Source organism: Streptomyces spiramenti, assembly GCF_012034385.1.
In the GTDB taxonomy this organism is placed as follows: domain Bacteria; phylum Actinomycetota; class Actinomycetes; order Streptomycetales; family Streptomycetaceae; genus Streptomyces; species Streptomyces spiramenti.
On sequence record NZ_JAAVJB010000170.1, the window covers coordinates 1 to 11,696 of the forward strand.

The following is an 11,696-nucleotide window of genomic DNA, read 5'->3' on the forward strand; positions in this document are numbered from 1 at the left end:
GGCGGTGGGGGCACGACGGGCGGGGCGCGGGGCGGCCGGCGCGCGGGCGGGGGCCGCTCCCGGGCCGGTTCAGCCGGTGGCGGCCTCGCGGGTGAGGTGGACGGTGTCCCGGTACCACTGCCCGCTCGCCTTCACGGTGCGCACCTGCGTGTCGTAGTCGACGTGCACGATGCCGAACCGCTTGTCGTAGCCGAAGGCCCACTCGAAGTTGTCCATCAGCGACCAGGCGAAGTAGCCGCGGACATCCGCGCCCTGGGCGCGGGCGTCCGCGACCGCGCGGATGTGGCCGTCCAGGTAGGCGACGCGGTCGCCGTCCGGGACGGAGCCGTCAGCGGCGGGCAGGTCGTCGAAGGCGGCGCCGTTCTCGGTGACGACGGTCGGCACCCCGTACTCCCGGTCCAGTCGCACCAGCAGCCGGGTCAGCCCCTCGGGCACGATCTCCCAGCCCATGGCGGTGCGCGGGCGGCCGTACGGGACGTCGCGGTCCACCGGACGGCCGTCCGGGCCCGCCGCCCGTCCCTGCTCGTCGGTGCCGGCGTGGCGGTGGCTGGTGTAGTAGTTGACGCCCAGCACGTCCAGCGGCGCGGCGATCGCAGCGAGGTCGCCGTCCCGCACCGGGAGGGTGACGCCCTGTTCGGCGAGGTCGGTGAGGACGTCCTCGGGGTAGTGGCCGCGGAAGAGCGGGTCGAGGTAGAGCCGCCCGCCCATGCCGTCGGCGAGGCGCGCGGCGCGGTGGTCCGCCTCGCTGTCGCCGGCGGGGGCGTGGTCCCCGAGGTTGAGGGTGATGCCCAGTTCGATGTCGGGGTCGCCGGCCTCCCGCAGGCGCTGGGCGGCGAGGCCGTGCCCGAGCAGCAGGTGGTGCGCGGCGTGCATCGCGTCGCCGAGGTCCTTGCGTCCGGGTGCGTGGACGCCGGTGCGGTAGCCGAGCCAGGAGGAGCACCACGGCTCGTTGAGGGTGGTCCAGTGCCGGACCCGGTCCCCCAGGGCGGTGTGGACGGCCGCCGCGTAGTCGGCGAACCGCAGGGCGGTGTCCCGCGCGGGCCAGCCGCCGGCGTCCTCCAGTTCCTGCGGCAGGTCCCAGTGGTACAGCGTCAGCCAGGGGGTGACGCCGTGCTCCAGCAGCCGGTCGACCAGTCGGTCGTAGAAGCCGATGCCCGCGGGGTTGAGGGGGCCTGCGCCGCCGGGCTGTACGCGCGGCCAGGCCACGGAGAACCGGTAGGTGTCGACGCCGAGGCCCGCGATCATCGCGACGTCCTCGGGCATGCGGTGGTAGTGGTCGCAGGCGGTGTCGCCGTCCTCGGCGCGCACGACGGCGCCGGGCACCCGGCAGAAGGTGTCCCAGATCGACGGGGTGCGGCCGTCGACTGCCGCGGCGCCCTCGATCTGGTAGGCGGAGGTGGCCACCCCCCAGCGGAAGTCGGCCGGGAGGCCGGGGACGGCGCGCGCGGTGGGCGCCGACTGGGTGGTGGCGGGCGGGGTGGCGGTCATGATTCTCCCGATCCGTGCTCGGTGTGCAGCCAACAGGCGACCGACCGGTCGCCCGCGTCGGCGGGGGTCAGCGCGGGCACGCGTGTGCCGCAGGGGTCGAACGCCTTGGGGCAGCGGGGGTGGAAGGCGCACCCGCTCGGCATGGACTTGAGGTCGGGCGGCGAGCCGGGGATGCCGGTCAGTTCCCGGCGGGGCCCGTGCAGCGCGGGGAAGGAGTGCAGCAGGCCGTGGCTGTAGGGGTGGTGGGCGTCGCGGTAGATCTCCTTGGCACCGGCCTCCTCGACGATCCGGCCGCCGTACATCACCGCGACGCGGTCGGAGAACTCCAGCAGCAGCGATATGTCGTGGGTGATGAAGACGACGGAGAAGCCCAGTTCCTCGCGGAGCCGCACCAGTTGGCGCAGGATCTGCCGCTGCATCACCACGTCGAGGGCGGTGGTCGGTTCGTCGAGCAGCACGATCTCGGGCTCCAGCGCCAGCGCCATGGCGATCATGACGCGCTGTCGCATGCCGCCGGAGAGCTGGTGCGGGTAGCTGCCGAGCCGGTCGGCGGAGATACCGACGAGGGAGAGCAGCTCCGCGGCTCGGTTGTTGCGGTCGGCGCGGCTCATCCCGGGCCGGTGGGCGACGAGGACGTCGGTGAGCTGACTCCGGACCGTGTGCACCGGGTTGAGGGAGTTCATCGCGCCCTGGAAGACGAGGGAGATCTCCTGCCAGCGGAAGGCGCGCAGCTGTTCGGGGTCGAGGTCGAGTATGTCGACGGACGGACCGCCGCCGCCCGGCCGGTAGTGGACGTGGCCGCCGGTGATGACGCCGGGCGGGGGCAGCAGCCGGGTGACGGCGTAGGCGAGGGTGGACTTGCCGCTGCCGGACTCCCCGGCGAGGCCGAGGATCTCGCCGCGGTGGAGGGTGAGGTTGATGTCGCGGACGGCGCGCACGGCGCTGTCACCGAGGCCGTAGTCCACGTCCAGGCCGCGGATCTCCAGGACGGGTTCGGTCATCGGTGGGTCTCCTTGCCCGTGTCGGTGCCGGGGTTCCCTGCGACGCCGGCGTCGGTGGTCCCGCCCGGGTCGGTGGTCCCGCCGCCGGGAGCGCCGGCGGTGTCGGAGCCGGTGCCCGCGTCGCGCGGGGGGTCGCGGCGCACGACGGGGGTGAAGCCGATGCGCATCCGCACGGCGCGGTCCTCCTTGCCGGGCGACCGCAGCCGGGGGTTGATGAACTCGTCGATGCCGAAGTTGATCAGCGCGAGGGCGGTGCCGAGCAGGGCGATGCAGAGCCCGGCCGGGACGAACCACCACCACGCGCCCTGCGCCAGCGCCTGGTTGGACTGGGCCCAGAACAGCACGGTCCCCCAGTTCCAGTCCGAGATGTCGGCGACGCCGATGAACGCCAGCGTGACGTTGGCGAGCACCGCGAAGATGACGGTGCCGATGAAGCCGGAGGCGATGACGGCGGTCAGATTCGGCAGCAGCTCGAAGACGATGATGCGCGGGGTGGACTCGCCGGTGGCCTTGGCCGCCTGCACGTAGTCGCGGTTGCGCAGCGACAGCGTCTGGGCGCGCAGCACCCGTGCTCCCCAGGCCCAGCCGGTGAGGCCGATGATCGCGGCGATGGCGAGGTCCCCGGTGTCGGGGAGGAAGCTCGCGATGATGATGATCAGCGGCAGGCCGGGGATGACGAGGAAGATGTTGCTGACCGAGGAGAGCAGGTCGTCGCCGAGACCGCCGAGGTAGCCGGCGGTCACCCCGACGACGACGGAGAGCACGCCGGCGATGAGCGCGGCGGTGAAGCCGACGACGAGGACGCCCCGGGCGCCGACCAGGATCTGCGAGAAGATGTCCTGCCCGGTCTGGGTGGTGCCGAACGGGTGCTGCCAGGACGGGGGTTGCAGCAGCTCGGGGCCGCGCGCGGAGGGGTCGTGCGGCGCGATCCACGGTCCGATGACCGCGACCAGCACGAACCCGGCGAGGATCACCAGTCCGGTCAGTGTCTTGGGGTTGCGCAGGAACCGCGTGCGGTCGCGGCGGGCGGGGGCGGGAGAGGGCTCCGCGGTGGCGATCGCCGCGTCGGTGGGCTGTGCCACGTCAGGACTCCCTTCGGGTACGGGGGTCGAGCGCCATGTAGGCGAGGTCTGCCAGGAGGTTGGCGGCGAGCACCGCGAGGGTGATGATCAGGAAGACGCCCTGCATCATCGGGTAGTCCTTGGCCCCGACCGCCTGGAAGAGGCGGTAGCCGATGCCGGGATAGGAGAAGACCATCTCCACCAGCAGCGTGCCGCCGACGATGAAGCCCAGGGAGAGCGCGAAGTTGGAGATGTTCGGGAGGATCGCGTTGCGGGCGGCGTAGGAGAACATCACGCGCCGCTCGGAGAGGCCCTTGGCCTGCGCGACGAGGACGTAGTCCTCGCTGGAGACGCTCACCATCATGTTCCGCATGCCGAGGATCCAGCCGGCGACGGCGCTGACGACGATGGTGATGGCAGGCAGCAGCGCGTGGTACAGCGCGCTGGAGATGAATCCCCAGGTCATCCCGGGTACGACCGAGGCGTCGTGCCCGCCGGAGGCGGGGAACACCCGCCACTGCACGGCGAACACCGAGATGGCGAGGAGACCGAGCCAGAAGTACGGGATGGAGGAGATGAAGGTGGTGACGGGGAGCAGTCCGTCGAGCCACGAACCGCGGCGCCAGCCCGCGTAGATGCCGATCCCGGTGCCGAGGACGAAGCTGATCAGCGTGGTGACGCCCATGAGTGCCAGCGTCCACGGCAGGCTCTCGGCGATGATGTCGCCGACCCCGGTGGGGAAGAAGGCGAACGAGGTGCCGAGGTCGCCGCGGAGCAGGTTCCCCCAGTAGTCGAGGTACTGCTGCCAGAGCGAGCGTTCCTCGTCCAGCCCGAAGAGGGTGTAGAGCGAGTCGATGGCCTTGGTGGAGAGCTGGCCCTGGAACCGGTTGATCAGCGCCTGGACCGGGTCGCCCGGCATCAGGCGCGGGATCACGAAGTTGATGGTGATCGCGGCCCAGGCGGTGACGGCGTAGAAGGCGAGCCGCTGGAGGAGGTACTTCACGCCGCTCCCTCCCCGCGGTCGCCGGTCTTGGCGAGCCGGTCGGCGCGCTGCCGGTCGACGCCCTGCCCGCCGTCGGGTGCCGCGTGGGTGGCGGCGGCCGAGTGGATGCCGGGGCCGTCGGTGAGGTCGGGGGCGAGGGGCCTGCCCTCGTAGAGCCAGCAGGCGGCCCACTGATCGTCGGCGACGGCGAACCGCGGCGGTGCCTCGGTGCGGCACCGCGCCATGGCCTTGGGGCAGCGGGGGTGGAAGCGGCAGCCGGCGGGCGGGGTGATGAGGCTGGGCGGCTCGCCGGGGGCGTCGTTCTCCGCCTCGGCCTCCGCGACGACGGCGGCCTCGTGCTCGGCGACGGCGTGGGCGTCGTCCCCGCCGCCGGCGAGCGCGGCCGGCAGGGCGGCGTCCGGGTCGGCCGGGGGCGCGGCGGTCGGACCGACGCCCTCCGCGATGCGGTCGGGGTCGGGCGCGGAGGCGATGAGCAGCTGGGTGTAGGGGTGCGCGGGCCGCTGCGTGACGGTCTCGCTGTCGCCGCCCTCGACCAGCCGCCCGGCGTACATCACCATCGTCTCGTCCGCGAAGTAGCGGGCGGAGGCGATGTCGTGGGTGATGTAGAGGATCGCCAGCCGCATGCCCTCCTTGAGGTCGCGCAGCAGGTTGAGGATGCCCAGCCGGATGGAGACGTCCAGCATCGAGACGGGTTCGTCGGCGAGGAGGACCCGGGGCTGTGCCGCCATGGCGCGGGCGATGGCGACGCGCTGCCGCTGTCCGCCGGACAGCTCGTGGGGGAAGACGTCGAGGTAGCGCGCGGCCGGGGTGAGGTGGACGCGACCGAGGAGGCCGGTGAGCGCGGTCTCCAGCTCGGCGGCGTTGCTGCCGCCACGGCCGTGGATGCGCAGCGCGCGCGTCAGGTGGTAGCGCACGGTGTGCACGGGGTTCAGCGACCCGAACGGGTCCTGGAAGATCATCTGCACGTCGCGGCAGTACGCGCGGAAGGCGCGTCCGCCCTTGGCCCGCGCGTCCTTCCCGTCCAGCAGCAGTTCGCCGCCGGTCGCGGGGTAGAGCTGGGCCAGCAGCCGGGCGATGGTGGACTTCCCCGAGCCGGACTCGCCGACGACGGCGGTGACGGTGCCGCGGCGCAGCCGCAGCGTGACGTCGTCCACCGCGTGGACGACGGGCCGCGGGCCGCGGCGGGCGAGCCCGCGCAGCCCGGAGCGGACCCGGAAGTGCTTGGTCAGGCCGCGCGCTTCCAGTACCACCTCGTTCCCGGTGGCGGGGGGATCTGCTGCTGGTGAGGACATCGGGACGCGGCTCCTGGGTCTCGGGTCCGGGGCGGGTGGCTCGGGTATTGCCGGCGGCGACGGCAGGCGGCGGCGGTGGCCGCGGCGACGGCCGGACGGGGTGGCGCGGGCACGCCGGAGACCGGGCGGGGCCGGACGACGGCCGCACGGCCCGGTGGCGCGGGTGGCGCGGGTGACGGGTGTGCGCGGGGACGCGGAGGTGCGGGGTGCCCTGTCGTCCCGGCCCGGTGGCGGGCGGAACGGCCGGGCCTGCCGCGGGCGACGCGGCGCGGGCCGGGGCGGCGGTGCCGCCCCGGCACGTCGCTGCTACTCGGCGGCCTTGAGGCGCAGCACGATGTCCAACGCGTTGGGTTGGGTGGGCTGCGGCGGGCCGTAGGGGTCGGACTCGTCCGGCCAGCCGACCCAGTTGGTGGTGTTGTACTGGGCGCCGATCGGTCCGGCGACGGTCGGGACCATCGGGACGTCCTCGACGAGGATGCGCTGCAACTCGTGCAGTGCCTCCTCGCGTTCGCCCTCGTCACTGGTGGTGGCGTAGGTCTCGAGCGCGGCGTCGGCGTCGGGGTTCTGGTAGCGGCCGAAGTTGCCGCCGGGGGAGCCCTCGCCGACGGGGTGGTACATCCCGCCGTCCATGATGTGCTGGTACATGTCGTAGGGGGTGCCGCCGCTGTTGGTCCAGTGCAGGGTGGCGTCGAACTCGCCGTTGTCGACGGAGGTTCGCCAGGACTCGACGGTCTGGGTGTTGAGCGTGGCCTCGATGCCGATCTCGCCGAGGTTGTCCGAGATGATCGACAGCGCGGTGAGGTAGTCGGACCAGCCGGCCGGGCCGATCAGGTCGACGGTGACGGCGTTGCCGTCGGGGTCGAGCAGGGTGTCCCCGGAGGTGTCGTACCCGGCGTCGTCGAGTTCGGCGCGGGCGGCGTCGGCGTCGGCCTCCACCACGGCGTCCTGGTACTCGGGGGCGAGGAACGGCTCCCCGGCGGGGAGCGGCAGCCCGGTGGGGTTCTCCAGCGCGGGGTAGAGCCCGGCGTGGGCCTGGACATGGATGTCGTCGCGGTTGATCACCTGCGAGACCGCGCGGCGCAGGGCCGGGTCGTCGAACGGCTCCTGGTCGGTGTTGAGCCAGAGGCCGTGGACGCCGAGGCTCGTGGGGAACCACAGGTTGTGGTGGTCGGGGTTCTTGGCGATGTAGACGTTCTCGTAGTCCGGCATGAAGACGAACGACCACTCGGAGTCGCCGTTGGCCAGCGCCGTGGTCTGCGCGTTGTTGTCGTTGTACGAGGTGTAGCGCAGTTCCTCGACCTCCGGCAGCCCCTGCCAGTAGCTGTCGCGCCGGGTGAGGGTGACGGTCTGCGGGGTGAAGGTCTCCAGCACGTAGGGGCCGGTGCCGACCGGTTCGCGGTTCTCCCAGGTCTCCGGGGAGTCCTGCTCGGACCAGATGTGCTCGGGGACGACGTAGGTCCCCAGGATGCGGTTCTGGTTGACGAACTGGGACTCGCCGAAGGTCAGCCGGACGGTGTCGCCGTCCTGCTCGACCTCGTCGAAGGGGATGGCCGCGCCGTTGAACGCGGGTGTGTCCTTGACCAGTTGGAAGGTGTAGGCGATGTCGGCGGCGCTGAACGCGGTGCCGTCGGACCACTCCGGGCCGTCCTGCGCGGTGATCACCAGTTCGGTGAAGTCCTCGTTCCACTCCCACTCGGCGGCGAGCCAGGGACGAGCGTCCTCGGCGGGGCGGATGCCGTTGAACATGGCGAGGGGCTCGTAGATCATCGCGCGGTAGCCGAGGGAGACGCTGGCCGAGGTGGCGAGGAACGGGTTGCTGTTGTCGGCCTGCGGGGCGTTGGGCATGCCGACGTTGAGGACGCCGTCACCGCGCGGACCGGCGTTGCTGGTGCCGCCGCCCCCGCCGGAGCAGGCGGCGAGGGTGCTGAGGACGACCGCGGTGGCGACGGCGAGGGTCGCTCGGCGGCGGTTTCCTCTGCGGGGGGTGAGTCTCATGGTGGGCTCCTTGGACGGCGGGTTGCGGGTGCCGGCGCCGCGGATCGCGGCGGGTGCCGGGTGCTGCTCGGTGGTGCCGGGTGCTGCGTGGCGTGCGTGCTCATGTGTGGGGGTGGGCGGTACGAATGCCCGCGAGGTGGTGCGTTCCGGGCGGCCGGCGGGCAGGCCGACGCCCGGACGGTGCCCCCGTAGGGCGTTCACGGCCCGTGGGGAGGGCCCGCCGGTGAGGGTGCGGTAGGGGTGGAGCGGGGCGGGCGAGGCCCGCCGCCGTCAGTTGGGCGCGGAGGCCCGGACCACCAACTCGGTCGGCAGGATCACCGGTTCGGTGGGAAGCGGGGCGCCCTGGAGGTGGTGCAGCAGCATCTGGGCGGCTGCTTCGCCCATGCGGCGGATGGGTTGGCGGATCGTCGTCAGCTGGGGGTCGGAGACGGAGGCCATGGGCACGTCGTCGAAGCCGATGACCGCGACGTCGTCGGGGACGGAGCGACCGCCGGCGCGCAGCGCGGCGAGGGCGCCGACCGCGGTCTGGTCGTTCAACGCGAAGACGGAGTCGAAGGGCCTCCCCTCGGCGAGGACGCCCTCGACGGCGCGCCGACCGGAGGAGACGGTGAAGTCGCTGCCGACCACCAGGGCCCCGGGCTTGGGGAGGTCGCGTTCGCGCAACGCGGCGCGGAAGCCGGTGAGGCGGTCCTGGACGCAGCCGAAGCGCGGGGGCCCGGCGACGACCAGCGGGCGGACCCGCCCGGTGTCGAGCAGGTGGCGTGCGGCGGCGGCGCCGCCCTCGGCGTTGGTGGTGGCGACGAACGGCAGTCGCGGGCGCTGGCCCTGGTCGTCGATGACGACGGCGGGCAGTCCCTGCGCGTGCAGCTTCTCCAGCGTGGGCAGGGCGTCGCCGGGGACGATCGCGAGAAGTCCGTCGAAGGCGCGTGCGGTGACCTGGCTGGTGAACTGGGCCATGGACTGCTCGCCGCGGTTGCAGGTGAAGAGCAGCAGGCCGTACCCGGCGGACTCCACGGTGTCCGAGACGCCCTGGAGGATCTGGCTGATCCACGGCCAGCCGAGGGAGGGCACCAGTATCGCGAGGGTGCGGCTGTTCCCCCGCGCCAGGCTGACCGCGCGGGAGGAGGGCACGTAGCCGAGCTCGTCGATGACGCCCCGGACCCGCTCGGCCGTGGTGCGGTCCACCTCTCCCTTCCCGTTGAGGACACGGGAGACGGTGGTCTTGCTCACGGCCGCGGTACGGGCGACATCGGCGATGGTGACGCGCATTGCGGACTCCCTGGACGAACGACTCGGCCGGTGGCGCGCCCGTGGGGGACGCGGCGTACCGGCACCGGTTCCGGAACCGGTTCCGGTCGGTGTGCGCGGCAGTCAACTCGCCGCGCGATGGGTCGTCAAGACGTGCAGAGAAGATCCGGAACAGTCCGTACCACCTTGCAAAATCCCTTCAGTCGGTGAAGGCGCAGCTCGTCGAAGTCCGTCGAACAGAGAGAGCGCTCTCTGGTTTGGAGAATTGCCGAGCGATCGGCTTCAGAAGTCGGTAACTGCGCTCTCACGCCGTGTTTCAGGCGGTTCAGCCGCTCTCGGAGCTGTCGGGTTCCGGGAATGTTGAGCATGGCTTGACGGTCCCTTAAGGCGCTCTTAGGGTCCCCGCCAGAGAACGCTCTCTGATGTCTTGCGGAACACTCCGGACAGTGCCCCGGCCAGCTATAGCATCCGGCTGTCCAGTGTGCGGCCCACCGTGAACCCCGCCGGCCCACCGGCCGGGGTCCCCCACCGCGGACGAGTCACGCGATCCCCCATCCGAGGAGCCCGGACCATGACCTCACCCCCCACGTCCCGCCGCCGCACCCGCAACCGCCTGCTCACCGTCGCCGTGGCCGGCGCGGCCGTCGCCGCACTCCAGCTGACCGGCATACCCGGCGCGATCGCCGGCGACGACACCGACGCCACGCCCGAGTCGAACGGCGAAGTGTCGGCCCAGAGTTACGGCGTGGCGGAGTTCCTCGCCGAGTGCGAGTTCAGCCACCGGCTGCCGGACGACCCGATCGTCTTCCCCGGCCTGCCGGGCGCCTCCCACATGCACAGCTTCTTCGGCTCGCCCGTCACCGACGCCCACAGCACGGCGGCGGACCTGATCGAGGCGGGGCAGACCACCTGCGACCCGCTGGTGGACCTCTCCTCGTACTGGATGCCGACGCTCTTCGTCGACGGCGAGCCGGTGGAGCCCCAGCAGGCGACGTTTTACTACCTCGGCGAGGGCGTGAACCAGGACGTCACCGAGCGCATCCAGCCCTACCCCGAGGGCCTGTTGATGCTCGCCGGCAACGCGGTGGCCGGGCCGGACGACCCGGTGATCGCCCGCTGGTCGTGCCTGCACGCCGGGGAGGTGGAGCCCTCGAAGGACTTCGTCAACTGCCCCGAGGGCAGCGCGCTGGAGTCCTACCTGGACTTCCCGCAGTGCTGGGACGGGGTCAACCTCGACTCCCCCGACCACCAGAGCCACATGGCCTACCCGGTCGCCAACGAGTGCCCGGAGACCCACCCGGTGCCGGTGCCCAAGATGCGGCAGGTCGTGCGCTACCCGGTCAACGGGGACCCCTCTCGCTTCGAGCTGGCCTCGGGCCCGGGGTACACGATGCACGCGGACTTCATCAACGCCTGGCCGCAGGAGGAGCTGGAGCGCCGCGTGCGTGACTGCCTCAACGCCATCGTGAAGTGCGGCGCCGACGGGAACCCGCTGTGATGCCGCGCCGCGCCCGCCGTGTCGCCACCGCAGCCGCGGCGGCCCTGCTGACGGCGTTGCCGCTGGCGGGCTGCGGGGCGGAGGACGACCGGGGCGCGGCGCCGGCCGTGACACCGGTGGCGGAGGCTCCCGCCGCCGGTGCGACCGACCCGGCGAGCGTCGGCGGCGAGCAGTCCGCCGCCGACGGGCTCAGTGGCACCGACCTCGCCTGGCTCCAGTTGATGGCCCCGATGAACGACCGGACCCTGCTGCTGCTGGAGCTGGTCGAGGAGTCGGGCACGGACGCCGAGTTGGGCGGGTTCGCCGGTGAACTGGCCGTCAGCCACGCCGAGGAGACGACCCGTCTGCGGGAGATCCTCGACGACGCGGGCGTGCCGGACACCAACCCGCACGAGGGACACAACATGACCGGCATGGTCACCGACGACGAACTGTCGGAGATCGCCGGGGCGTCGGACGTGGACGCCGCCGCCCGGGACGCGCTGCACGAGCACCTGGCGCAGTCCGCGATGGTCTCCGGTTCGGCGGCGGAGAACGGCAGCGACGAGGCGACCACCGCGCTGGCGGCGGAACTCGCCGAGACCCGGGAGGGTCAACTCGCCACGCTGGAGGCACTCGCCGGCTGAGCGGCCGGTCGGTGGCGGCAGCCCGGCCGGCTGCCGCCACCGCTCGCACACGGCCCGACCGCCCCCGATCGGGCCGTGTGCGCACCCGCGGCCCCGGACACCGTCCGGGGCCGCGCAGTTGCGTCGGCGGGTTGTTCAGGCGGTGGCGCGCACGGTGAGGGTCGGCGGGAAGATGACGGAGGGGGCGCGTTCCCCCCGGTGGTCGATCTGGCGCAGCAGCAACCGGGCGGTCTCCGCGGCCATCTCCTCGACCGGCTGCCGCACGGTGGTCAGGCCGGGTTCGGCGCACGCGGCGGCCCCGCCGTCGCCGAAGCCCACCACCGCCACGTCCTCCGGGACCCGTCGACCGGCCTGCCGGAGCGCGGCGAGGGCGCCGAGCGCGAGGAGGTCCGAGGTGGCGAACAGCGCGTCGGGCACGGGGCCGTCGTCCAGGAGCCGCCGGGTCGCGGCGGCCCCGGCCGCCGGGGTGTCGGCGGACGCGGCG

10 protein-coding genes are annotated in these 11,696 nt (G+C 72.8%); 2 read left to right on the forward strand and 8 right to left on the reverse strand.

Going from position 1 to position 11,696, the window contains the following annotated elements; translation table 11 throughout:
* Positions 1 to 69 precede the first annotated feature (69 nt).
* The 7 genes from HCJ92_RS17795 to HCJ92_RS17825 all read right to left on the reverse strand — a co-directional run bounded on the left by HCJ92_RS17795 (position 70) and on the right by HCJ92_RS17825 (position 9,109).
* Complete coding sequence (locus HCJ92_RS17795; protein ID WP_167934607.1) at positions 70 to 1,488, reverse strand: GH1 family beta-glucosidase; 1,419 nt, start codon at positions 1,486 to 1,488, stop codon at positions 70 to 72.
* Positions 1,485 to 2,489 carry an ABC transporter ATP-binding protein gene (locus tag HCJ92_RS17800; protein WP_167934608.1) on the reverse strand — a complete coding sequence of 335 codons (1,005 nt, stop codon included), beginning with the start codon at positions 2,487 to 2,489 and terminating at the stop codon, positions 1,485 to 1,487. The genes HCJ92_RS17795 and HCJ92_RS17800 overlap by 4 nt, the downstream gene beginning before the upstream one ends.
* The gene (locus HCJ92_RS17805; RefSeq protein ID WP_420824736.1) at positions 2,486 to 3,547 is read right to left on the reverse strand and encodes an ABC transporter permease; all 1,062 of its coding nucleotides are present in this window, start codon (positions 3,545 to 3,547) and stop codon (positions 2,486 to 2,488) included. The genes HCJ92_RS17800 and HCJ92_RS17805 overlap by 4 nt, the downstream gene beginning before the upstream one ends.
* Positions 3,548 to 3,572: 25 nt before the next feature.
* Entirely contained in the window at positions 3,573 to 4,553 is a 981-nt protein-coding gene (locus HCJ92_RS17810) for an ABC transporter permease subunit (RefSeq protein ID WP_167934610.1), read from the reverse strand.
* Positions 4,550 to 5,845 carry an ABC transporter ATP-binding protein gene (locus HCJ92_RS17815; protein WP_167934611.1) on the reverse strand — a complete coding sequence of 432 codons (1,296 nt, stop codon included), beginning with the start codon at positions 5,843 to 5,845 and terminating at the stop codon, positions 4,550 to 4,552. Before HCJ92_RS17815 ends, HCJ92_RS17810 begins: the two co-directional genes overlap by 4 nt.
* Positions 5,846 to 6,151: 306 nt before the next feature.
* Positions 6,152 to 7,840, reverse strand: a complete 1,689-nt coding sequence (locus tag HCJ92_RS17820; RefSeq protein ID WP_167934612.1) for an ABC transporter substrate-binding protein — start codon at positions 7,838 to 7,840, stop codon at positions 6,152 to 6,154.
* Between the two features lie 270 nt (positions 7,841 to 8,110).
* The gene (locus HCJ92_RS17825) at positions 8,111 to 9,109 is read right to left on the reverse strand and encodes a LacI family DNA-binding transcriptional regulator (protein WP_167934613.1); all 999 of its coding nucleotides are present in this window, start codon (positions 9,107 to 9,109) and stop codon (positions 8,111 to 8,113) included.
* Between the two features lie 550 nt (positions 9,110 to 9,659).
* Here HCJ92_RS17825 and HCJ92_RS17830 point away from each other — a divergent pair.
* Positions 9,660 to 10,586 (forward strand): DUF1996 domain-containing protein, encoded by a 927-nt coding sequence (locus tag HCJ92_RS17830; RefSeq protein ID WP_167934614.1) that lies wholly within the window; start codon positions 9,660 to 9,662, stop codon positions 10,584 to 10,586.
* On the forward strand, positions 10,586 to 11,212 hold the full coding sequence (locus HCJ92_RS17835; protein WP_167934615.1) for a DUF305 domain-containing protein: 627 nt from the start codon (positions 10,586 to 10,588) through the stop codon (positions 11,210 to 11,212). The genes HCJ92_RS17830 and HCJ92_RS17835 overlap by 1 nt, the downstream gene beginning before the upstream one ends.
* 135 nt (positions 11,213 to 11,347) lie before the next feature.
* Here HCJ92_RS17835 and HCJ92_RS17840 read toward each other — a convergent pair.
* Positions 11,348 to 11,696: substrate-binding domain-containing protein (locus HCJ92_RS17840; RefSeq protein ID WP_167934616.1), on the reverse strand; the 349-nt coding region annotated here is incomplete at its 5' end.